Genomic DNA, 20,643 nt, shown 5'->3' with positions numbered 1-20,643 from the left:
GTCAATAAGCGTAACTCACCGGGTGGTGACCTCGCACCCCCCCTCCGTGACGATCAGGGTGTGCTCGGCCTGCGAGACGAACGATCCCGGTACGTCGTGCAGCATCGGGAAGGGATGGAGGATCCCCGCCCGAACCAGCGCGGAAAGCCCGATCTCGACCTTGTCTCCCGGGACCCATCGGCGGGAGAACGGGAGCCCACGCCGCGGCCGTGCCGCTTCAAGAACCCGCTTTGCCGACGGCAGGCGGGTGGGGCGGGCCGCGACCTGCCGGTAGATCTCCACGCGCGTCGCTTCGCCGACCCTCCCCGACCCCGTGGTGGCGAAGGGCTCGATCGCAAAGACCATTCCTTCCTCGATGACGGCCCCGCCGGTCATGGCGACGTTCGGGATGGTGGGCTTCGCGTGAAGGTTGTAACGGTCGAGGCCGTGCCCGGTGAGGTTTGCGACCGGTCGGTAGCCATGCTCCTCGATCGTCGTCTGGATGGCCGTCCCGAGTTCCCCGGTGGCGACCCCGGGGCGGACGGCGGCGATCGCCGCCTCGAGGGCCGCCCGGGACGCCTCGACGAGCGCCCCGTGATCCCCGAGGTCGACGGTCATGGCGGTGTCGGCGATGTAGCCGTCGACATGTATCCCGAGGTCGACCTTGATGAGGTCGCCCCGGGCAAACGTCCGCTCGTCGCCGGGCATGGCGGTGTCATGGGCCGCGGCCTCGTTGAAGGAGACGTTCAAGGGGAAGGCAAGAAGCGCTCCCTCCTCCGTCACCATCGTTTCCGTCTCTTCGACCATATCGAGGAGGCCTGCCCCCTCCTTCACGAGCCCCGCACCCCGGCGGAGCACCCTTCGTGCCAGCGCCCCTGCTTCCCGGTAGGCGTCGTAGACTTCATCATCCATGATCATAACGTGAGCTCCTCTTCGTATTGGGTGAACCGGTCAAATCCGGTCTCTGTCACCGCGCCCATATCCTCCAGGCGGACGCCGCCGGTCCCGGAGTAGTAGAGCCCGGGCTCGATGGTGACGACGTTGCCGGCACAAAGCACCCCTCCCTGGGGTCCGAGCGACGGCTCCTCGTGCACCTCGAGCCCGACGCCGTGGCCGAGGCTGTGGGTGAACCCCTGCATGTTGCTCTCGTAGCCGCGGTCGCGGAAGAACTCCACCACCGCACGATAAAGGTCGGCGCCGACGGCCCCGGCACGGACCATCGATATGCCGAGAGCCTTTGCGTCCCGGACGGCGTCGTACATCTCCCGGACTTCCGGGGTCGGCTCGCCCTTCACCACCGTCCGGGTCATGTCGGCGTGGTAGCCGGAGAGGTCGTCCTGCGGGTAGATGTCGATGACGATAGGCTCGTCCTCCCGGAGCGGCCCCGTACCGGGGCTGTGCGGGAGGGCGGTGTCGGGACCGCAGGAGACGATGGTGTCGACCCCGTGGTATCCCTGGGCGAGGAGGTAGGCGTGCATCTCCGCGCGGACGGCCTCGGAGGTGAGGGGCAGGCCTTCCCGGTGAAGGATGCCCCCCTTCGGGACGGAGGTGCGGATGAGCGCGATCCCATGCTCCATCGCGGCCTCGGTGGCCCGCTGTGCGGCCCGGATCCACTCGATCTCCTCCGGTGTCTTGACCGCCCGCATCCCCTCGACCGCCCCGGCATCGAGCACGATCGGGTGGAACGACTCGAGTTCCCGGGCGAGGGCGAGCGGGAAGGTTGCCGGGACGAGGACGGGGCCGCCGGCGAGGTCCGCGATCATGTGGGCGGTCGCCCGCCAGCGCGGCTCTCCGGCCTTGATGTACTCGAGATACCCGGCATCGGCGCGGGTGACGACCGCCGCAACCGATTCACGGACCGCACGTTCGTGCTCCATCTGCGAGACGACGATCATCCCGCGCTCGCCCGGCCTCTGGACGTAGACCACGGGGTCGGTGGTGCGGAACCGGGTCAGGTAGCGTACGTTGGCATCCGCAGACGATCCGTATGCCGCGTATGCTGCTGCTCCGGCATCCCGGATAGCCGAATCCAGTCCGTTCATGATACCAGCTCTTTCGTTGAAACCACAAGTACTTTTACCACCGCGTTCAAGTATGAATAATGGATGAGGCAACCAGACAGGCTTTCAAGGGCAGGTTTGTCATACTGACGGTCATGCTGAACATCATCGTCCTCTGTTTCGCCATGGCGGCCTTCGTCCTCTTCCGGTTCGCGCCAGAAGGAACCCCCGGCCTCGTGATCGGCATCCTCCTCCTCGCCGTCGGGGTGGCCTTCTCCGTCTCGTTCCGGAAGCATTACACCCTGACGAAGGCCTGGCTGCAGGAACAGCCGTAACGCACGTGAACCCACCTTACCTGAGGGCGGATGAAATGCTCGCAAAACTCAAATCCGAGATCGAACTCGTCTCAAGGCACCTCGAGGTGATCCGGGCGGTCGTGGAGCACCAGCCCATCGGGATCATGAAGCTCTCCGAGATCCTGGATCTCCCCTACCACCGGGTCCGTTACTCGCTGCGGATACTCGAACAGGAGGGGTATATCCGCGCTTCCCCGGCCGGTGCGGTGGCGACGCCGCTCGCGGCCGACCTTCTTTCCGATCTCGAGGGCGGGGTCGACGAACTGATCGATCTTTTGCAGGCTATGCGGAAAGAGAATTCCCGTAATGTTTAATACGATTCAGGCGAGACATTATAGAGCACTTGTTCCGGTGCCGCCATAACTCAGTTGGTAGAGTGGCTGGCTGTTAACCAGCATGTCACAGGTTCGAGTCCTGTTGGCGGCGTTTCGTATTCGTCCTCGATTCTTCTCCCCGATTTTGGCTACATCTTTTCAGACGTCTCTCCATCGGCAGGCTAACCGCTCCTGCCACAGAGAACCGTGAAGTTACGCGGCAATTCTGAGCGTGAACCGGAACGCCGCCCCTTCCTCCGGCCGGCCGGGCACCCGGTCCTCGACGCGGACCTTCCCGCCGTAGCGCTCCACCAGCGTCCGGACGATGAAAAGCCCGAGGCCTTCGCCTTTCCCCCGTGCCATGCCCCGTTCGAACCGGTGGAAGAGTTTCTCCTTCACCTCGTCCGGCACACCCGGACCGGTGTCCTCGACCGAGACCTGCACCGCCGCCTTGCACGCACCCGCTGGCCCGACGAGGTCGAGGGTGCGGACTGGGGCTACGGCACGAACCTGAGTTACATGAAGGAGCTCGCCGACTACTGGCTGCACGAATACGACTGGCGGGCCCGCGAAGCGGAGTTGAACCGGTTCGCCCACTACGCCGCCAATATCGACGGGACGGAGCTCCGGTTCATCCACGAGCGCGGTAAGGGGCCGGATCCGATGCCGCTCATCCTCTTCCACGGCTGGCCGGACTCGATCTGCCGCTACCTCAAACTGATCCCGATGCTGACCGATCCGGCTCGCTTCGGCGGCGATCCCGCCGACTCGTTCACTGTCGTCGTGCCCTCGCTGATCGGCGATCCGGGGATGTCGCGATCGGACACGGCACGGCCGCTCGCAAAGATGGCGGAGTTAACCTGGCGGCTGATGACCGAAGAACTCGGGTACGAGCGTTTCGGCGCCGGCGGCGGGGACGGCGGAAGTCCGCTCTCGCAGCTCCTGGGCGTGCACCACCCGGAATCGATCGTCGGCCTCCACCTCACCGACATCGGCTTCCCCATCCTGATGGCGAACTTCCCGGGTCTCTCGGATGCGGAGCGGGAGTACCTCTCGCAATCACAGGCGTGGGGTTTTTCCGAGGGTGTGTATGCAGTCCTTCAGGGCACAAAACCGCAGACCCTCGCCTACGGGCTGAACGACTCGCCTGCCGGCTACGCTGCCTGGATCGTCGAGAAGTTCCGCTCCTGGAGCGACTGCGACGGGGATGTCGAGCGGCGTTTCAGCAAAGACGAGCTGCTGACCAATGTCATGCTCTACTGGACGAGCGTTCCCTCGGTCAGGAACATCAGCTACCGCGAGGAGTGGGTCTCGCCCTCGCTTGCACCGGATCAAAGGGTCGACGTCCAGGTGGGACTCGCGCTCCCCCCGAAGGATATCGACCCGGTTCCCCCGCGGGAGTATGCGGAGCGCAACCTCAAAGATATCCGGCGATGGACGGTGCTCGAGCGCGGCGGCCACTTTGCGCCGATGGAGGTCCCGGAACTCATGGCCCGGGATATCCGGGCGTTCTTCCGGCCGCTCCGTGAGCATCCGACGTAGTGGAGTGAACGTGAGAATAGTGCCCGATGATCGGGATTGATGAATCAAACTAAGATCATTATTTTTCATTGCAGAAAGGGAATTATTAAAGAAAACAGTCTCTAAACGAGTTATGAAAACATAATTCAAAAATCGAATTATCAGACTGATTTTTCTTGTCTGCCAAAGGTAGGGATCAGGTCACGGACAGATAAGATAGCGTTCATTAATAATAGGAAATTGTTCTGCTTAAAATATGTACGGATCGTAACCTTCATTTTCAGTGGTCCCCTCAAACATACTGTACGGTGTTTCTAGGTGATTTGCACAAGACGTTGGAGATCTGGCTCAAGGTTAAAAATAAAAAAGGAGTATTCGGAAATAAAAAAACCCTACCTCCTAGTAACTTTCATACTAGTAGTATTCACTTGCTCTTGTGGGTGTACAACAACATCAAGCAGCGATACGGTGAAATTACAAGATGTAGCGGCAACTCAAAACCAGTCGGATACCAACCGTGAAAATGTGGTCGATTCCGAGAACCCGATAACTCAATCATTTGGTAGACTGAGAATTGAATCCCCGATTGTTGGAGCGATTGTACGCGTTGATGGTGAATATGCAGCAACGTGCCGAGACAAGGTAGCTACCGAATTAGAACTCTCTAGCGGCCTCCATACGATAACAATATCAAAACATGGGTATGAGACTTATAATCGATCTATAAACATTACTCCCAATGCTCAGATGGTAGTTTATTCAGAAATGGCTGCTCTACCAGGCACTCTGATTATCTCTTCAAATGTGCAAGCCCCATCAGTCTATGTTGACGGGATATATTATGGGCGCAAATCAAACCTAGAAATTTCGGTTCCGGCTGGAACTCATACAGTGACAGCAAAGAGATCTGGATATCATGAAGATACTAAAACTGTATCCGTTTTACCAGGTGAATCTCAGAAGGTGAACGTGTTTTTGTATGAAATTCCAACACCAAAACCAACTGTTCCTCCACAGGTTTCAGGAGAGGGTATGGTATGTATAAATATTGAGGAGAGTAGCCCATATGCAATCGGTGCAGAAATCTATGTCGATGGTACTCTACGAGGGACACTTCATGGTCACCAAAACAGTTTATCAATAACGCTGCCTGCTGGGAGCCATGAATTTTTGGTTACAAATGGGAATTATGGTTCGTTTGTCCAGCAAGTAATAGTTCACCCGTATCAGACCGACTATTATTATATTTCGTAGTGACGAGAAGTTAATGCAGGGAGACAACGTCTCTTTTTGATGATAGGGGCCCATTCTGACAACACGGAACATTTAATTCCAGCCAGTGCTTCGTTGTTGCTCACCATCCGATGTTCGGTCGGTGCGTAGGCCGATCCCGAAAGGAAACCTTCGTAACCCCTGAAGTCGAGCTCCATGCATCGATGGGGAGATCGAGATGCCGAGGCTGGTACTGATCGATGCGGCGACGGGGACGCGAGTCCGCCACCGTATCAGGAGCATAAAGCAGGCCTTGAAGCAGCAGGAGTGGTACGAGGCGAAACTCGGGCGGCGCGTGCGGATCGAGAAGGAGTTTACGCGGTAGCGCTGCCGTGAGGCGGGGGGTCCTGGATCAGGATGGCGGGGTTCTGGTCACACTTACCGTCGAGAATGTGCGCCGAAAATCCTGTGTGGGAAGGGGTGCGTGGAAGCAGCATCTGCTGGTAAGAGGATCCCGGCTCCTCGTTTATCGGGCCGTACTGATGATAGGTAACAGATCCTGCAAAGCAGTCGGCACGGTAAACAGGCACTTCTCTGTCCAATACTTATGTGAGAAAAGCAGCATGGTTCAAGATTGCAGACCCCAGGTTATTGCCGTGGCCTGTGCATAATTTTATATTCAATTATACATTGTATATGCATAGTGAGTAAGTCCTTCCCGAAACGAATGAGGCTACCATGAGGTAGGTGGGACAAAGTAGGGAAGGGTTCACCCTTTCACTTCTGTCGCCCCTGGAAAAAGTCGAGGGCAATCGCGATTCTGGGTTCAATAATCCTGTAGTAAGTCTCATCGTTTTCCCGATACATCTGATGGACTGCGCCTGCCACGAAGTCTGCAGCCTGTATACATGGTTCCGTTCGAGAGTCGAGATGCTCTATGGCGAGCTGATCGAACGATGTTGCATTGGGGGCACCATCGTCGAACATGCGATACGTGAGATAGTCGTCGAAATGATCCCGCTCCAGGCTGTATGTCGATTTGTCGATGCAGACATAAATGTGTCCTTCGGTCGCATACTGATGAGCAATCTTGGAGATGAGGGATCCTGTAAGATAATTGTAGATGATCTGCTGTTTATCCCTCAACCTGCTGTGCACCTGATTCTTACGGAGCACCGCATACGTGATGTCGAGATCGCAATCGGCGATGCATTGTAAAATCGGGTCTTTTATTAGCCCTTTCGTGTTGTTGAACTTGAACTCGGGCAGATCCCTGAGAGATTTCTTGAGTTTTCTCTGCCGGATCTTCTTAAAGCACCGCCGAATCTTCTGATCGTCTCGGACTACAATGGCTGCAAGAACAAAATACTGAGATGCCCGTGGTCCAAATCCGAGATCGCCGGATTCATCGACGTATACTCTCACGCAATACATAATGGGTCGTTATGGTCATAAACAATGCGAAAAAGGAAGTGAGGTGGATATCATGGACAGCGGTGCTGGCAGTGCTCACCTCAGCCATCCCAGTTTGTAGAAGACCCAGCCGACCACGAGCATCGAGATGATCGTCCAGGCGGTCACCTGCCAGATGTGGAGGCTGAAGGGGGTGCCGAGGATGTTCGTCCCGAGTACCTGCCCGATCAGGGTCGGGATCAGCACGAGTGCCGAGAGGACGGCGATCACCCGCATCGCCCGGTTCATCTCGTAGGAGACGGTGTTGATGTGGACGTCGATCAGGGAAAGGAGGCCTTCCCGGATGTTCCCGGCGCTCTCGTGCAGGTAGTCCGTCTCGTTCGCGAGCGCGTCGAAGATGCTCTTCTCTCCTGCCCGTGATTTCGTAGAGGGGAGGTCCCTCGCGATGATCGTCGTCACCTCCCTCTGGTGGAAGAGGCTTGAAGCCAGAACGCTGCTCACCCGCTTGAGCTGGAAGACGGTATCGAGGAAGTCCTTCGGCATCTCGTTGTTGGGGGTACCCTCAAGCCGCATCAGTTCGGCCTCCAGCTCCGCGAGGATCCGGGCGTAGTTCTCGTTGATCCCATCAAGGGAGCCGTAGAGGACCCGGGTGTCCAGGGGCACGCCGGCGAGGGCGCTCCCGTAGAGTCCTGCCCGGATCGGTCCGAAGAAGCGGTCTTCTGCTTTCGAGACGGTGATGATCGTCCTGCTCCGGTTCACGATAATGAGCCCGATGTTCGTCACGACCGGGATCCGCACCCCGTTTTGAACGCGGAGCGTCCGTTCCGGCTCCTGCACGAAGATGAGCCGGGTCGTGTCGGCAAACGTAATCCCGGGGTGCGACGGTCTCATCAGCCGGCTCTCGAAGAAGACGGCGGGTAGATCGAGGATCTCCGAGAGCACCGGGAAATCCAGCCTTGAAGCGCCGGAGAGATCGAACCAGGCCTCGACCGAGGGGTCGTCAAGATACCTCTTCACCTCGGCGGGGGTAAACTCCCTCTCGCCGTCTCCGGAATCCCCCACCCTCCCCCGGATCCGCATCGTCGAGAATGCCGGTGCCGCAGGCCCCGGGACGGCAATCTCCGGCTCGATCCGCTCAACCGATCTTCCGCCGGCCGCCGCCACCCGGACCACCCGGAGGAGCCGGAGCGTGGGGGAAGACCTCGCGAGGGTCGAACCGGCAATCGGCACCACCTCGAGGACCGGGAGCGTGATGATGACGAGATCGAGGAGATGCCAGGGGTCCAGGAAGTGGCTCACCGGGTCCTCTGCAAGGGCCAGTTTGAGGACGTATTCGAGGACGAAGATGGCGATGATCGTGGTATCGGCCATATTGAGGAACTCAACGACCGGTTGGGAGAGGGTTGGGACCAGGAGGGGTATGATGACGATTGGGGCCATCACCAGGCCGAGGAAGATCATCAGGCCGTCGGAGAGGATGCGGTAGACGAGATCCCTGAAATCTGCCTTCCTCTCCTGTCGGGTCTTTCCTGCAGCCTGTTCCATACCGCCACCAGAAGCCGGCCCCGCAGATCCCGGCGTCACCGGGTATACGCCTTTCCCGTATATAGCAGGTGGGAGGTCGATCGTCAGGGACGGGCATGAACTCGTGCAGTCGGGACCGCTCGCGTGCACGTCCCCTGTCGGGAACCCGGGAAAGAATGATAGTCCCGCCGGGCGTACCTGACAATCATGCACGGCGATGCGGCGGAACGGGTCTCGCTTGCGGATGCTATAGCGGCGGCGGAGGTATCCCGCCGGGAGAAGAGGAAGAACCCGGCGATAGCCGCAGGTCTTTCACTCCTCTTCAACGGCCTCGGGCAGGCCTACAACGGACAATTCATAAGAGGCGTCCTGGTGCTGCTCGGAAGCCTCCTCGGCCTCTTCGTCATGATCGTTCCGGGCGTGGCGGTCTGGCTCTGGGGCGGCTACGACGCCTACCGGACGGCGAAAGGGATGAACGAGGGGCTCGTCCCCTACCGGGAGACGAGCCCGCTGATGATTGTCGGGTTTATAATCGTCTGGGCGGTGACGATCTTCTCGCTCTCGGCGGCGGCGACGATGCTGCTCGTTGCGATGGGGCAGCAGGGGATGCTGTAGTGTGCAGGCGTCGGAACGCTCGACCGGGGCGATAGAGAGCAGAAATGCACGGGGCGCCTGCGGGGAGGGGCGTAAAGGCCCCCCTCCTCATCCCCTGAGAATAGTTAACGCTTTTTTTGACTCCATGACCGGATGCACTTCTTTATAGCCGAGGTCACTCCAGGGAAAACTGACTCTCATGAGGGCGACTGGGTCGTCCGTCTCGATCAGCCGGAAGACCGTGTTCCCTACGATGTCGACCCACTCGTTGATCAGGGTCACACCTTCCGGAATCTCCTCCCTGGCCCGCGCCTCCATGATCTCGGCCGCCTTCCCTGGCTCCCAGGTGAATATGCTTATGAACTGCATGCTTTCCCCCCCTCGTTACCACATCCCGGCGTGCCGGGATGGACGGTCGGCGTCATGGGTTCCGGAGTATAAAAGCCTGGTGCAGGGCGAACCGTCCGCTACGGCTGCCCTCCCATTCTCTCCTTCACGGCAGCAGAGATGAGCGTGGCGGTGAGGACGACCTGCCGGAGGTTAGGGGTTCCTCCCCGGTTACCAGGGTCGACGCAGGGCCGCTCTTCCGGCGCCGGACCGTCTTCAGGTGCCGGCACGACATGGCCCGTTCATCGGTCCCGGATAATCTTCCTTGCGGTCGCTCTCCTCCTGCCGAAAAAAGGTGTCCCTGCCCCGAACCGTCGTCCGGGGTTATTTCCGCCGGGGCCGCGTCTCGACCCGCTCCGTCGTGATGACCTCGGGCGGGGGAGTCTCCTGCCGCTTCACGGCCTCCGCCTCCTCCCTGCTCGGGGGGGTCATGGCTCCGGCCGACTGGATCAGGCTGAAGTCCGCTTCCCGGGGCCAGTTGTCCTCCTCGAATCCCGGCTCGTCGTCCAGCCGCCGCTTGTCGATGTTCACGACGAAGTTGTCGTCCCCCGGACGGTAGATCACGGCTTCGGGCGGAATGGCGAACCTCTTTGCCGCCACGCCGAGCAGGCCCCCGTACCTGAGGACCAGGTACTGCACCTTGCCCTCGGGGAACCCGATCCGCATATCCGAGATCTCCCCGAGGTCGTCTCCCTGCGGGTTGATCACGTTCTTGTCCAGGATGTCGTCGGCCGACATGAACCACTCTTCGCCGGCCGTCCGCGTCCTGCGTTCCAGGATAACCTCAGATCTCTCCTGCATCTTCTTCATCTCCAGACCCCACTCCAGGGGGCGTGCACTGAGTACCGGGAGTCCTTAAAATGATTTGCACCCGGAGGTCGGGGACCCGCCCGATCCTCCTCACCCGGTCGCGGAGCAGGTGGGCGTTATGGCCGGATGAAGTCCTTAAAGGTGGGAATCAGACAGAAGGGGTCGTCTATGGGCCCTGAACCAAATGGATGAGGTTATTACCGGGTGCGTCAATCCCCTCTTCATGGGGCCTACTGTCAGACTGGATCTCACCACGATCCTCGAGGCAACAGGCGAGTTGCAGCACTTTCTCGACCTGGGCGCTGCCCGCCTGCGGGTAGAAGGGCCGTTACCGGAAGAAGCGTCCGAAGCGCTGATATTTTCAATGGCCGACGAACTTGAAGACCACCTGCGGACGATGCGCGGCCGGCAGGGGTCCGCCAGCATCAGGGATCTCCGGGTCTGGACCCGGGCATGGATCGACAAGCGGCAGGAGGCACTCGAACAAAGGCCTCTGCAGGGTGGAGATCGAGGATAACTATCCCGGGCGCGCAGGGTCCCGGCGGCGATCCGCGCCTTGCCCGGATACGGGGAATCCGCGGACGAGTATGGAGGCGGAGATACGGGCCGTATCCGGCGGACCTCAGGATTTATTATCACCCGCACCAATGCGGCCCCGATGCCTCACTTCGACCTCTTCTTCAAGACCGAAGAATTGCGGCGGAGGCTTGAGCCGCACCTGCGGCTCATTCCGCCGTTCTTCGAGTTCACGGTCCGGACCGGGACACCGGAAGTCCGTTATTTCGACCAGAAGGACCCAATGTGGAAGGGCTTCCCCTTCCCGGTGCCGGACAGAACCGTCTACGTCTTCGACGACGCGATCCCCGCCCGGGCGCTCGGGGGCGGGATGCAGAACCGGGCAAGCATCCGGGTCACGCGCGAGGACAGGGATGATGAGGCGCTGATCCTCCGCATCTGGCACGAGATCCTGCATGCGGTAGGGCAGCCGGCGGACGATATGGCCAAACGGGCGGGCGAGTGGCAGAACATGTCCGAACGGGTTATGTGGGCGGCCTGGCAGTCGCTTTCCCGGCCGGTCGACGTGCCGTTCTGGCACCGCAAGTTCTACGAGTGGCTGACGGAACGGGCGGCCGCCGGGGCGGGGGGGAGGTAAGGTCGAGCGGGGATGGGGGTGCGGCCGGCCCCTTCCCCTTTCGTCCTGCCTCCTGGACCCGCTGCCGGTCCTTCTTCGCGTTCTCCCGCATCCCCCGGCCCCGGATATGCCCCGACCACATCTTCTTGCCGGTGCTGCCGCAGCATAAGCCGTACCCCTCGATCATTCCATACCCGGTTGTGCTCCTTCTCAGCCAGTCTCCAGTAACGACTGGCTGCATGCAGAATCAGGAGCTGCTCGCTTCATCGCCTCCGAAACCCGGTTACCACAGATCAAAATTCTTATTCCTGAAAAAGAGCCATCCTCCTTGTGAAAAACGTTCTGTTGCCTCTTCTTCTGCTCGCATCTCTCGTATCCGCCGGGTGTTTTGCCCCCGCCGGGACAACGGTCCCGGATACCGCGTTGCAGGCGACGGAGAGCGAATTCACCCTCAACGAGTCCGTCCACCCGGGCGACGATTTCTATGCCTACGTGAATGATGCATGGATGGCGGAGCACCCCATTCCGGCCGATAAGCAGTACTATGCGATATTGACCGGGATGCGCGACGGGGTGGACGGTGATATTCATGAACTCCTCGAGAAGGCGGCGGCCGCCCCGCCGGAGAGTGCGGATAGAAACATCATCCTCCTCGGAGAGTTCTACCGGTCGGGCATGGATACCGGGACGATCCAGCAGGAAGGGCTCAGCGGGCTCTCGGATCTCCTCGCGACGATCGACGCGATCGACTCCCGTGCCGATCTGACTGAAACCACGGTCGTTCTCCTGGAAGGGGGTTTTGGTCCGGTCTACTTCTATGGGGCCGGGGTCAACCCCGAAGACAGCACCGGGATGGTTCCGGCCCTCTACCAGGGCGGGCTCGGGCTGCCCGACCGGGACTATTACTTCCGGAACGACACGGGAAGCATTGAGCTCCAGGATGCCTACCGGGAGCACATAGCCCGGGTGCTGGTGCTCGCCGGCGAGTCCTCAAAAGAGGCGGCCGCCGACGCAAGGACGATCTATGCCATGGAAGAGACCCTTGCCGCGGCCCACCTCAGCCAGGAGGAGAACCGCGACCTGCAGAAGACCACGAACATCCATACTCTCGCCGAACTCGAGGAGCGGTACCCCGCGGTCGGGTGGGAGACCCTCGCCGCCATCCCGGGCTCCGGGCCGGTCAGCCGGGTGCATGTCTACCAGCCGGGATACGTGGAGGGACTCGACTCCCTGCTCGAGACCGCTCCGCTCGAAGACTGGAAGGTCTACCTGCGTTACCGGCTGATCGATCAGGCGTCCCCCTACCTCTCTTCATCGTTCGAGGAGGAGCACTTTGCCTTCTACGAGACGACGCTTTACGGCGTTCCGGAGATGAAACCCCGGTGGCAGCGCGTCGTGGCGGCGGAGAACGAGTTCCTCGGCGACCTGGTTGGCCGGGCATACGTCGCCGACTACGTGGACCCCCGGACACGCGGAATGGTGTCGGGGATGTTCCTCGCCATCCGGGAGACCTTCGATGAACGGATGGAAAACCTCACCTGGATGAGCGAACCGACGATTGCCGCGGCCCGCGAGAAACTTGCCGCCATGGGGGAGAAGATCGCGTATCCCGACCAATGGACGGACTACTCCGGGCTGAACCTCTCCGGCTCCTACGTGGCTAACGTCCGCGCCGCCAGAGCCCACTCCTTCATCCACGGGCCCGAAGGGCTTGAAAAGATCGGCGGGCCGGTCGACCGGAGCGTCTGGTTTATTCCCCCGCAGACGGTGAACGCCTACTACGACCCGAGCCGGAACGAGATGGTCTTCCCCGCAGGCATCCTCCAGCCGCCGATCTTCGACCCCGATAGAGACCCCGCCTTCAACTACGCGGCGCTCGGCTGGTTGATCGGGCACGAGATGACGCACGGTTTCGACGACCAGGGAAGGCAGTACGACAGGGACGGGAACCTGAAGGACTGGTGGACGGAGGAGGACGCCGCGAACTTCGACAGCCGGACGGCCCTGCTCGTGGCCGAGTACAATGCGTTCGAGGCGCTTCCCGGCCTTTACGTCAACGGGAACCTCACTCTCGGGGAGAACATCGCCGACTTCGGGGGCCTGACCATGGCCTACCACGCGTGGAAGAAGACGGAGAACGGATCAGCCGATCCCGCCGCGGACCGGGAGTTCTTCCTGGCGGCACCACACCTCTGGAGGGTGAACGACCGGGAGGACTCGCTCCGGAACCTGGTCTTGACCGATCCGCATTCCCCGGAGAAGTTCCGGGTGAACGGCGTCCTGTTCAATATACCGGAGTTCTACGAGGCCTTCCCGGAGATCCGGCCCGGCGACGCCCTCTACCGGGAGGTCGGAGAGAGGCCCGTCATCTGGTGACGGGTTTCTGCCGGCCCGAAACTACATTTTTTTTACATACCCGGCGTGATGATGCACGGGATCTTGATTCCTGAGTCGACCGCCGTCGCTTTGAGCCGTGTGCCGGATCGTGAACGAGGCTGCCCGGCGCTCTCCGGAGGAGAGAAAACAGGTGCAGCCCCGGAAAAGAGGTTAATAGATGGGACGGGTGGCTGCCTCGTACACGGGGCCCGGATAGGTCGGGTCCGGCTCCCATGTCGGGGCGGGTGTCCATACCGGCCCGGGGTCCGGGTCGTAATAGGTGCTCTCGAGGAAGACGTCCCTGGTCACGGTCTCGCCGCTACCGATATACAGGTATTCGAGGTACGACTCGTATCCCTGCTTATATATCTCCAGTTTATGCGATCCGGGACTGACCCGAACGGACAGGTCCTCCACATCGTCCGTCTCCCCCAGGTACTCTCCGTCGACATAGACGGACGCACCTGAAGGGACCGTCCAGATCTGGATGTACCCGGAGTCGGAATACGTCCCCGCCAGGGAACCGCTCCCGCTCTCCGATGACTCGATACAGCCTGATACGAGAATGGCGGCGGTCAGGAGGATGAGCAGGGCGGAAAGGACCCTGCCGGCATTGTTTTGATTGAACTGCATACACAGCACTCCACACGGTTGTTCTGTATCCGGGGTGCATCTGCCGTTGCAACCGTCTGCAGTCCCTTCCCCTCCCCGGGAGTGTGCACCGCGAAGAATGGCTGTCTGCGATAACGGGAAACGATCCGGACGTTTAACGGCAAATCAACACTGCCAATAGAGCATTCTGTTACTTTTTGGGTATTTAACAGTTGTGAAAAAAGCGGGCATGGATGCACGGATGGACTGTGAAAAGATGTGAAATGCCTCAAAGACGAAACAGCATATTTATATCGGGGTTTTTCCTTCCCTTTCATATCCCGGGGGTGATAGGGGAATGGAAGCATGGAGGAGTCTCATTGTGGCCGGGCTTCTGGTTGCGGTGGTCGGCAGCGCCGTCTGTCCGGTTGCCGGGGCGACGGCCGTCTCCACTGCATCGTCGCTGCCCGATATGGCTTCGCAGTTTGGAGGCCTTCCGATGGAAGATCTCATCGACGGGCCGCTCTCGGCGGCAGTCAGGGCACAGCAACAGCTGGCAGCCACTCACGTTGATTTCCTGATGGGGGTCGGCCTGGAAGAGTTCGCAGCCGGCCCGCCGGGGATGGGCGCGACGTTGCAGGGGCTGGTGTAGCGGCGGGCTTAAGGCACCGGGGATGCGTTGCGGAGATGTGAGGCTTCTCGCGGGTTCCGGTGCAGGGCTATCCGGAGATGATTTCCCGGTGCGCTATCCGGCGTGGTATCAGGAAATCGTCTCATGACGGGAGGCCGTCATGGGGCGAGAGTTGTGTCGCATGGGTTCGTGCTGCCACATTATGGGTTTACACATTATTTGCATGAAATGTCTCTATTTTCTAATATTATTCACGGATGGGCCCATATTTGCTAATATTATTCACATGAGGTGTCTTTATTTACTCATATTATTTATATGAGATTCTCTATTTACTATTATGCAGTCCTTATCGAAGCATTACCGTCTACTTGTTATTATCGGGCTCCTTTCGATCTGTGTTCTGCCGGCAGCGGGGCAGGCCGGCTCGCATACCACACTGCAGGTATACACGGATGAGGAGGTTCTCGGCCGAATCGTCTCGATCACCCCGGCTTCGGATGTCGGTGCATACTCCATCACCATCACACGCGGCACGAGCGTTCAGCCTGCCGGCGTGGGCGACACGCTGCGCCATAAAGACATCATCACCCTGCAGCGCGGCTCGTTTGCAGACATACAGCTGGTCGACAGGAGCGATGCGACGATGCTCGGCGGGGGCACCGGGGGAACCGCGGTCCTGCTCGAACGGGCAGGCGGCGGCTCCGGACAGGCGGCGGCTCCCGAGGTGACGGAAACCCCGACGGGCAGCGGGATAATTTACGTGGATTACGGACAAACTGAAGCAGGAGCGGTGAAATATATTCAGGGCAGAGCGGAGATCCATAGAAATGCCCGGATCTTTCCTGCATATGCAGGAGATAGCTTGCTTGTCGGCGATGCCCTGTTTGTCAGAGAGGGTGTGGTGACCGTTGAGATCTGGGACTCCGGGACAAGGACGATCTATGAGGGAGGGATACTCAGCGTTGAGCAAAAAGCGAAACCCCAGGAGCTGCTCGAACCGGTCTTCACCTTCTTCAACGATCTAAAGAGTTCCCTTGCACGCGCTCTGGGATTTGAAGTCAATACCCCAACCGGCGGTGGGACCCGGGGATAACGAGGTATGGGGGAGGAGGGCTCCTCCATCGGCTATTTTTATTGATATGGCCCGGTGATATACGATTGAACCGTCCCGGTCAGTGCTTCGTGCTGCGGTCGATCTCTTCAACCGCCGCCCTGAAATCATTTAAATAACCGTCAATCGACCTGTCGACGTCGCGAAGGGTCATGATCTTGTTGCAGCCGCTGCAGACGATCGGCTTGTTGTCTCTCAAGTGCTCGGCCGTAATCTGAAGCGCAACACCGCAGTCGGGGCATCGTATTCTCACTATAGGCCGGTTTACATCGGTCATACTCAGGGTTGTGGCCGTGGATGGAATAATTTTTCGATACGCGACTTCTTATCTGTCTAATCCTGTCAGACCGGGTTATCTTCCCTCCTCTGCCGCGGGGGATCCTGGATTTCGCGGGCGGCTGCCGCCGGCAAAGCCGACTGGGTTGCATACGCCTTCTCCTTCTCCTTGCATACGCTTTCTCCTTCCTCTCCTCCTTGCATACGCCTTCAACAGTTGAATTGGCCGATTTTTCATTTACCCGGAGTTTCTCGGCTGGTACAACGATAGGGATATGTATATGACGGAAAAATGGTAAATAGAACCATTCAAAGACGTAGCGAGGTAACTGTATGCCGACGAGCAAGAAACAATTGGAGAAACTAAACAGAGCAAAGAAGGCCAAGGCAGAAGAACTCGCGCAGCAGGCGGCTGCGGGTAGCCCGGCCGCCAAGAAGAAACTCAAGAAGCTCGAGAAAAAGATAAAGTGAGCCGCCCGGAATTTCAAACTGTTTTTCTTTTCTCATTTATGGGCTGATACAACGAATATACTGTGCAAGTCGCAAAATGCTTGCGTCTTGAGGGCAGCAAAAGGCTCAATGTTTAAATTCAATGTATTCCCGGGCTCATCTTATAATCCTCCGGGTCCTGATGGCGCATGCCGGGTGGGTTGGGGGCTCCTGTTGCGCCTTCCCCGGGCATCGCTGCCGCGAACTACTAACTTCTACTAAATTAGTATTTTCCGAAAGTTGCATTGAATTAAATTGGATCTGTTGTATGCTGATGTATCAATCGATAAATTTGGCTGCAGACCTTCCAATCGTATCGGTTAAATATTCCGAAGGTAAAGAACCGTAAAAGGTAGGTTATCAATTGCACGTTGTTGAAGAAAGCGTTGTCGATGCAGTAAACCATAATAAGCGAAACCGCCCTCAAATCGTGGATCTTTTTAGCGGCGCGGGGGGGCTCAGTATAGGAGCGGCACGTGCAGGATTTATCGTTCGCGGTGCAGTGGAGAACGATCCGATTGCATTCGGCACTCATAAGTGCAATTTCCCGAACACAATTCACATTTCGACCAGCGTTTCCGATTTAACGGGTGAGAAACTGTTAGATCTACTCAAATTGAAGAGTGGAAGTCTCACAGGGGTTATCGGTGGCCCTCCTTGTCAGGGTTTCAGTTCGATGGGGAGAAAAGACAAAAATGACCCTCGTAATAGATTGTTCCCAGAGTTCTTTCGCATAGTCGCAGAAACCCACCCTAAGTTTTTCTTGGCCGAAAATGTACCCGGCATTTTGTGTAAGGAGAATTCGGATATCATAAACGAGGGACTCTCCTTTGTTGAGGATAAGTACGTTTTTTTACCGCCTCTGGTGGTAAAGGCGAATGAATATGGGGTGGCGACAACTCGGACGCGGATATTTTTCTTTGGTTATCACCGGGACAAAATGGAACCCCTGACGGCGAATGACTTCCTGCCATCCTCGGATATCGAGAAAATATTCGTGAAAGACGCATTGCGTGGTTTGCCGATAAAAATTAATCCCGAATGGCAGAAAGAGGAGCAGAGTTGGCAAATAGTTCGCACCAGTGGTAATGGTTACTACGCATCGAGGCTCCAGGGTCACGTACCTCCGGGGGTTGGAGATCCTGTTGCTCTGAGTCGCCTCAGGGACGAAAGCCTAGTTTCCGGTTTCTTAGGTACTCGCCATTCGGATGAGGTTGTTCAGCGGTATGCAAAGGTAGAGTTCGGCAGGAGGGATCCGATTTCAAGAGCTACTCGCTTAGATCCCGAAGGGTTTTGTCCGACTCTACGGGCAGGTACGGGTCGCGATCATGGCAGCCATCAAGCCCTTCGCCCGATTCATCCGACCGAAAATCGTGCGATAACCCCTCGGGAGGCAGCAAGACTGCAAGGTTTTCCGGATTGGTTCCGGTTTGCGCCGACAAAGTGGCATAGTTTCCGCCAGATCGGGAGCAGTGTCAGCCCGATAGTTGCGGAGCGATTGCTTGCAGTCGTTCGGAATGCAATATGATCGGGAATGGGAGATAAAAGATGAAAGAAGGAAAGTTGATTAAGGATGATGAGGTTAATGCGGCTCCAGTAAAATCTTTCTTTGTCAATATGCTCACGCGTGACATAGCTTTAAACGATGCTATTCTTGATTTACTGGATAACTGTATTGATGGCATTCGTCGGTCAAGTAAATGTGAGGGAGAGAAGCCATATCAGGGGTTTTGGGCTGAAATTGAAATAAAGAAGGATTTTTTTTCGATTTCAGATAACTGTGGCGGGATTCCTTGGGAATTGCATCCCTATGCCTTCAGGATGGGACGGGATCAAGACCGTCCAGTAGGTGTCTCCAGAACCGTAGGCACTTACGGAATCGGAATGAAACGAGCAATTTTTAAAATAGGTAAGCACTGTCTCATTACGACACGGAGCGGAGCTGACGAATATGAGGTTGAGATAACGCCAGAATGGTTAAAAGATGAAAGCAATTGGTTTTTACCTATGAAAAATGTCAAAGGGTTGATGGATACAGACGGTACTAAAATAGTCATTAAAAGCTTAAATGAAGGCATTTCTGATTTATTTGATGTAGATGCGAAAAACTTTATATCCGAGCTAAGAAAATCGATTTCAGCCATTTATGCTTACATTATCGAAAAAGGCTTTGAAGTTAAAATTAACGATGAAATTGTCAGCCCTCGCACCACTAAGTTGTCATTTGATCTTAGTGAAAGTACAGGGATACGTCCATATATTTTCGAAACTGAGTCGGATGGCGTAGAAGTGTTTTTGGCAGTTGGGTTTACGCGAGAACCTCCTTCTGAGAATGAGATCGACGATGAGAAGAAAAGTGCAAAATATTCATCATATGATGCCGGATGGACGATTATCTGTAACGACAGGACAGTGGTACATTGTGACCGTACCGAACTGACTGGATGGGGAGAAGCGAACGTTCCCCGATACCACAATCAATTTATTGCGATATCAGGCATTGTGGAGTTTAAATCAGATGATCCCCGTAAGTTACCAACCACCACAACTAAAAGGGGCATCGACGCATCTTCCCCTCTTTATCTCCAAATAAAAAATAAAATGCGTGAAGGAATGAAAATCTTCACCGATTACACCAACAAGTGGAAAGGTTTAGAAGACGAATCTAAAAGGCAAATTAAGGAAACAATGAAGCAATCCTTTCATGAGATAAAGACGGAGTCAAAAAACCTCCCCCTCAAGGAGATCTCACGTTCACTCCCAAACGGAAATTACTACAAGCCTAATCTGCCTGTACCAGAAAGACCTGAACCGACGACTCGGCGTATCTCTTTCAAAAAAGAATTAGTGAAGATAAAAAAAGTGGGAGAGTATTTTGGAAACTCCGAATTGGATCCGAATGAGGTTGGAATAAAGTGTTTTGATACAATTTACGAGGAAGTTATGAAATGAGCAGTCCTCCGTATCATTTACGCAAAAACAAAGCTGCAGATAGGTTTGCATTTATCGAGGCAATCAGACGCCTCTCAAAACTTGGAGGTGACTTGGACGAATACACGTACTACGGCATGGGAGGGCCCTACCTTGAAGATATGCGTCTAATTTACGAGTTTTGCCCTGAAGTTCAAATGGTTTCGATTGAGGAAGATCCAGATGTGTATCTGCGTCAGGGCTTTCATCTTCCCTGTGGTATCATCCAACTTAAAAACTGTGATATGTGTTCTTTTATCGCCGAATATGAATCATTAGATAGTAAAAGTATATTTTGGTTGGACTATACCGGACTGGACTATACGCATTTTGAGGATTTCATGACGCTCCTTGGTAAAGTTGCTCAAGGAAGCATGGTCAAGATTACTTTACGCGCCAATTCTAGGGATTACGGTTGGGATAAGCCTGAAGAGGAGAGAGCGAGGCTAATCGAGGAATTTCATAGGAAGTTCTCAGAAGTCTTGCCCAACCCGAATACCGACCTGCCAAGAGAAAACCTGAAATTTACCTCTTTAGTTCAGGAAATGTTGCAGATTGCCGCCCAGGAAGCGTTGCCGGCGGTTGCTGACTTGGCATTCCATCCTGTCTCGTCTTTCTATTACAATGATGGAACTTGGATGTTCACATTAACAGGAGTAATATGGCCTCGCAAGGATCGAAGAGTAGTTAAAGCTTTCAAAAGCTGGGAATTTGCCAATCTTACGTGGGAAAATCCGAAATTAATCAAAATTCCGGATCTTAGTACAAAAGAACGCCTGCACCTCCAGAAGTTGCTTCCATGCAACGGACAACGAGGCAAAATCTTATCCGCGGAGTTGGGATACTTAATTGACGAGAATGCCCAAAAGACTGAAGAAGCTCTCGAACAGTACGCAGCCTTCCATAGGTATTCACCCTACTTCTTAAGAGGAACGCCATAATTCTCATGTACGT

At 56.7% G+C, this 20,643-nt stretch carries 25 protein-coding genes and 1 tRNA gene; 16 read left to right on the top strand and 10 right to left on the bottom strand.

Going from position 1 to position 20,643, the window contains the following annotated elements:
• Window positions 1–15: 15 nt before the first annotated feature.
• Both map and DIC75_RS00390 read right to left on the bottom strand, forming a co-directional pair.
• Window positions 16–897 carry a type II methionyl aminopeptidase gene (gene map / locus DIC75_RS00395; RefSeq protein ID WP_250986039.1) on the bottom strand — a complete coding sequence of 294 codons (882 nt, stop codon included), beginning with the start codon at window positions 895–897 and terminating at the stop codon, window positions 16–18.
• Window positions 894–2,021: a M24 family metallopeptidase gene (locus DIC75_RS00390; protein WP_250986038.1), complete on the bottom strand. Its 1,128-nt coding sequence runs from the start codon at window positions 2,019–2,021 to the stop codon at window positions 894–896. Before DIC75_RS00390 ends, map begins: the two co-directional genes overlap by 4 nt.
• Window positions 2,022–2,080: 59 nt before the next feature.
• Between DIC75_RS00390 and DIC75_RS00385 the strand changes: the two genes are divergently transcribed.
• From DIC75_RS00385 to DIC75_RS00375, 3 genes are all read left to right on the top strand, one after another.
• Window positions 2,081–2,314 carry a hypothetical protein gene (locus DIC75_RS00385; RefSeq protein ID WP_250986037.1) on the top strand — a complete coding sequence of 78 codons (234 nt, stop codon included), beginning with the start codon at window positions 2,081–2,083 and terminating at the stop codon, window positions 2,312–2,314.
• Between the two features lie 35 nt (window positions 2,315–2,349).
• Window positions 2,350–2,649, top strand: coding sequence for a hypothetical protein (locus tag DIC75_RS00380; RefSeq protein ID WP_250986036.1), 300 nt, complete (start codon window positions 2,350–2,352; stop codon window positions 2,647–2,649).
• Between the two features lie 39 nt (window positions 2,650–2,688).
• Window positions 2,689–2,761, top strand: a tRNA-Asn gene (locus tag DIC75_RS00375).
• A 101-nt stretch (window positions 2,762–2,862) separates the two neighbouring features.
• On the opposite strand, the gene DIC75_RS00370 is transcribed toward DIC75_RS00375, so the two are convergent.
• Complete coding sequence (locus DIC75_RS00370; protein WP_250986035.1) at window positions 2,863–3,048, bottom strand: ATP-binding protein; 186 nt, start codon at window positions 3,046–3,048, stop codon at window positions 2,863–2,865.
• Here DIC75_RS00370 and DIC75_RS00365 point away from each other — a divergent pair.
• From DIC75_RS00365 to DIC75_RS00355, 3 genes are all read left to right on the top strand, one after another.
• Window positions 3,028–4,191 (top strand): epoxide hydrolase family protein, encoded by a 1,164-nt coding sequence (locus DIC75_RS00365; RefSeq protein ID WP_250986034.1) that lies wholly within the window; start codon window positions 3,028–3,030, stop codon window positions 4,189–4,191. The two genes, DIC75_RS00370 and DIC75_RS00365, sit on opposite strands and share 21 nt — an antisense overlap.
• Window positions 4,192–4,695: 504 nt before the next feature.
• Window positions 4,696–5,424: a PEGA domain-containing protein gene (locus DIC75_RS00360; protein WP_250986033.1), complete on the top strand. Its 729-nt coding sequence runs from the start codon at window positions 4,696–4,698 to the stop codon at window positions 5,422–5,424.
• A 196-nt stretch (window positions 5,425–5,620) separates the two neighbouring features.
• Window positions 5,621–5,767 (top strand): hypothetical protein, encoded by a 147-nt coding sequence (locus DIC75_RS00355; protein WP_250986032.1) that lies wholly within the window; start codon window positions 5,621–5,623, stop codon window positions 5,765–5,767.
• 392 nt (window positions 5,768–6,159) lie between these two features.
• On the opposite strand, the gene DIC75_RS00350 is transcribed toward DIC75_RS00355, so the two are convergent.
• Both DIC75_RS00350 and DIC75_RS00345 read right to left on the bottom strand, forming a co-directional pair.
• The gene (locus DIC75_RS00350; RefSeq protein WP_250986031.1) at window positions 6,160–6,807 is read right to left on the bottom strand and encodes a DUF3800 domain-containing protein; all 648 of its coding nucleotides are present in this window, start codon (window positions 6,805–6,807) and stop codon (window positions 6,160–6,162) included.
• Window positions 6,808–6,891: 84 nt separating this feature from the next.
• On the bottom strand, window positions 6,892–8,340 hold the full coding sequence (locus DIC75_RS00345) for a CorA family divalent cation transporter (protein WP_250986030.1): 1,449 nt from the start codon (window positions 8,338–8,340) through the stop codon (window positions 6,892–6,894).
• A 186-nt stretch (window positions 8,341–8,526) separates the two neighbouring features.
• Between DIC75_RS00345 and DIC75_RS00340 the strand changes: the two genes are divergently transcribed.
• Window positions 8,527–8,934 carry a hypothetical protein gene (locus DIC75_RS00340; protein ID WP_250986029.1) on the top strand — a complete coding sequence of 136 codons (408 nt, stop codon included), beginning with the start codon at window positions 8,527–8,529 and terminating at the stop codon, window positions 8,932–8,934.
• Window positions 8,935–9,021: 87 nt separating this feature from the next.
• Here DIC75_RS00340 and DIC75_RS00335 read toward each other — a convergent pair whose 3' ends face one another.
• The 3 genes from DIC75_RS00335 to DIC75_RS00325 all read right to left on the bottom strand — a co-directional run bounded on the left by DIC75_RS00335 (window position 9,022) and on the right by DIC75_RS00325 (window position 10,101).
• A complete protein-coding gene (locus DIC75_RS00335) occupies window positions 9,022–9,282 on the bottom strand; it encodes a DUF3303 domain-containing protein (RefSeq protein ID WP_250986028.1) in 261 nt (86 codons plus the stop codon).
• A gap of 98 nt (window positions 9,283–9,380) precedes the next feature.
• Complete coding sequence (locus tag DIC75_RS00330; RefSeq protein ID WP_250986027.1) at window positions 9,381–9,530, bottom strand: hypothetical protein; 150 nt, start codon at window positions 9,528–9,530, stop codon at window positions 9,381–9,383.
• A 94-nt stretch (window positions 9,531–9,624) separates the two neighbouring features.
• Window positions 9,625–10,101, bottom strand: coding sequence for a PRC-barrel domain-containing protein (locus DIC75_RS00325; protein WP_250986026.1), 477 nt, complete (start codon window positions 10,099–10,101; stop codon window positions 9,625–9,627).
• A 193-nt stretch (window positions 10,102–10,294) separates the two neighbouring features.
• On the opposite strand from DIC75_RS00325, the gene DIC75_RS00320 reads away from it, so the two are divergent.
• The 3 genes from DIC75_RS00320 to DIC75_RS00310 all read left to right on the top strand — a co-directional run bounded on the left by DIC75_RS00320 (window position 10,295) and on the right by DIC75_RS00310 (window position 13,618).
• Window positions 10,295–10,627 carry a hypothetical protein gene (locus DIC75_RS00320; RefSeq protein ID WP_250986025.1) on the top strand — a complete coding sequence of 111 codons (333 nt, stop codon included), beginning with the start codon at window positions 10,295–10,297 and terminating at the stop codon, window positions 10,625–10,627.
• A 141-nt stretch (window positions 10,628–10,768) separates the two neighbouring features.
• Window positions 10,769–11,263: a hypothetical protein gene (locus DIC75_RS00315; RefSeq protein ID WP_250986024.1), complete on the top strand. Its 495-nt coding sequence runs from the start codon at window positions 10,769–10,771 to the stop codon at window positions 11,261–11,263.
• Window positions 11,264–11,572: 309 nt separating this feature from the next.
• Entirely contained in the window at window positions 11,573–13,618 is a 2,046-nt protein-coding gene (locus DIC75_RS00310) for a M13 family metallopeptidase (RefSeq protein ID WP_250986023.1), read from the top strand.
• 171 nt (window positions 13,619–13,789) lie between these two features.
• Here the strand turns inward: DIC75_RS00310 and DIC75_RS00305 are convergent, their stop codons facing one another.
• Complete coding sequence (locus tag DIC75_RS00305; RefSeq protein WP_250986022.1) at window positions 13,790–14,251, bottom strand: PEGA domain-containing protein; 462 nt, start codon at window positions 14,249–14,251, stop codon at window positions 13,790–13,792.
• Between the two features lie 316 nt (window positions 14,252–14,567).
• Between DIC75_RS00305 and DIC75_RS00300 the strand changes: the two genes are divergently transcribed.
• A complete protein-coding gene (locus tag DIC75_RS00300; protein WP_250986021.1) occupies window positions 14,568–14,861 on the top strand; it encodes a DUF2589 domain-containing protein in 294 nt (97 codons plus the stop codon).
• A gap of 319 nt (window positions 14,862–15,180) precedes the next feature.
• Window positions 15,181–15,936 (top strand): hypothetical protein, encoded by a 756-nt coding sequence (locus tag DIC75_RS00295; RefSeq protein ID WP_250986020.1) that lies wholly within the window; start codon window positions 15,181–15,183, stop codon window positions 15,934–15,936.
• 79 nt (window positions 15,937–16,015) lie between these two features.
• Here DIC75_RS00295 and DIC75_RS00290 read toward each other — a convergent pair whose 3' ends face one another.
• Window positions 16,016–16,231 carry a hypothetical protein gene (locus DIC75_RS00290; RefSeq protein ID WP_250986019.1) on the bottom strand — a complete coding sequence of 72 codons (216 nt, stop codon included), beginning with the start codon at window positions 16,229–16,231 and terminating at the stop codon, window positions 16,016–16,018.
• Between the two features lie 332 nt (window positions 16,232–16,563).
• Between DIC75_RS00290 and DIC75_RS00285 the strand changes: the two genes are divergently transcribed.
• From DIC75_RS00285 to DIC75_RS00270, 4 genes are all read left to right on the top strand, one after another.
• Entirely contained in the window at window positions 16,564–16,701 is a 138-nt protein-coding gene (locus tag DIC75_RS00285; RefSeq protein WP_250986018.1) for a hypothetical protein, read from the top strand.
• Window positions 16,702–17,083: 382 nt separating this feature from the next.
• Entirely contained in the window at window positions 17,084–18,247 is a 1,164-nt protein-coding gene (locus DIC75_RS00280; protein WP_250986017.1) for a DNA cytosine methyltransferase, read from the top strand.
• 20 nt (window positions 18,248–18,267) lie between these two features.
• Window positions 18,268–19,671, top strand: coding sequence for an ATP-binding protein (locus tag DIC75_RS00275; RefSeq protein WP_250986016.1), 1,404 nt, complete (start codon window positions 18,268–18,270; stop codon window positions 19,669–19,671).
• The gene (locus DIC75_RS00270) at window positions 19,668–20,630 is read left to right on the top strand and encodes an O-methyltransferase (protein WP_250986015.1); all 963 of its coding nucleotides are present in this window, start codon (window positions 19,668–19,670) and stop codon (window positions 20,628–20,630) included. Before DIC75_RS00275 ends, DIC75_RS00270 begins: the two co-directional genes overlap by 4 nt.
• The last annotated feature ends 13 nt before the right edge of the window (window positions 20,631–20,643 follow it).

Origin of the sequence: Methanoculleus oceani (genome assembly GCF_023702065.1) — an archaeon.
GTDB classification, from domain to species: domain Archaea; phylum Halobacteriota; class Methanomicrobia; order Methanomicrobiales; family Methanoculleaceae; genus Methanoculleus; species Methanoculleus oceani.
Note: the sequence above shows the minus strand (reverse complement) of the source record. Positions and strands in the feature narration are given on the sequence as shown.

Excerpts from the sequence above, each read along its gene's own strand:
- map (WP_250986039.1), bottom strand. The coding sequence starts at position 897 with ATGATCATGGATGATGAAGTCTACGACGCCTACCGGGAAGCAGGGGCG.
- DIC75_RS00390 (WP_250986038.1), bottom strand. The coding sequence starts at position 2,021 with ATGAACGGACTGGATTCGGCTATCCGGGATGCCGGAGCAGCAGCATAC.
- DIC75_RS00385 (WP_250986037.1), top strand. The coding sequence starts at position 2,081 with ATGGATGAGGCAACCAGACAGGCTTTCAAGGGCAGGTTTGTCATACTG.
- DIC75_RS00380 (WP_250986036.1), top strand. The coding sequence starts at position 2,350 with ATGCTCGCAAAACTCAAATCCGAGATCGAACTCGTCTCAAGGCACCTC.
- DIC75_RS00355 (WP_250986032.1), top strand. The coding sequence starts at position 5,621 with ATGCCGAGGCTGGTACTGATCGATGCGGCGACGGGGACGCGAGTCCGC.
- DIC75_RS00345 (WP_250986030.1), bottom strand. The coding sequence starts at position 8,340 with ATGGAACAGGCTGCAGGAAAGACCCGACAGGAGAGGAAGGCAGATTTC.
- DIC75_RS00340 (WP_250986029.1), top strand. The coding sequence starts at position 8,527 with ATGCACGGCGATGCGGCGGAACGGGTCTCGCTTGCGGATGCTATAGCG.
- DIC75_RS00335 (WP_250986028.1), bottom strand. The coding sequence starts at position 9,282 with ATGCAGTTCATAAGCATATTCACCTGGGAGCCAGGGAAGGCGGCCGAG.
- DIC75_RS00325 (WP_250986026.1), bottom strand. The coding sequence starts at position 10,101 with ATGCAGGAGAGATCTGAGGTTATCCTGGAACGCAGGACGCGGACGGCC.
- DIC75_RS00320 (WP_250986025.1), top strand. The coding sequence starts at position 10,295 with ATGGATGAGGTTATTACCGGGTGCGTCAATCCCCTCTTCATGGGGCCT.
- DIC75_RS00315 (WP_250986024.1), top strand. The coding sequence starts at position 10,769 with ATGCCTCACTTCGACCTCTTCTTCAAGACCGAAGAATTGCGGCGGAGG.
- DIC75_RS00305 (WP_250986022.1), bottom strand. The coding sequence starts at position 14,251 with ATGCAGTTCAATCAAAACAATGCCGGCAGGGTCCTTTCCGCCCTGCTC.
- DIC75_RS00300 (WP_250986021.1), top strand. The coding sequence starts at position 14,568 with ATGGAAGCATGGAGGAGTCTCATTGTGGCCGGGCTTCTGGTTGCGGTG.
- DIC75_RS00295 (WP_250986020.1), top strand. The coding sequence starts at position 15,181 with ATGCAGTCCTTATCGAAGCATTACCGTCTACTTGTTATTATCGGGCTC.
- DIC75_RS00290 (WP_250986019.1), bottom strand. The coding sequence starts at position 16,231 with ATGACCGATGTAAACCGGCCTATAGTGAGAATACGATGCCCCGACTGC.
- DIC75_RS00285 (WP_250986018.1), top strand. The coding sequence starts at position 16,564 with ATGCCGACGAGCAAGAAACAATTGGAGAAACTAAACAGAGCAAAGAAG.
- DIC75_RS00275 (WP_250986016.1), top strand. The coding sequence starts at position 18,268 with ATGAAAGAAGGAAAGTTGATTAAGGATGATGAGGTTAATGCGGCTCCA.
- DIC75_RS00270 (WP_250986015.1), top strand. The coding sequence starts at position 19,668 with ATGAGCAGTCCTCCGTATCATTTACGCAAAAACAAAGCTGCAGATAGG.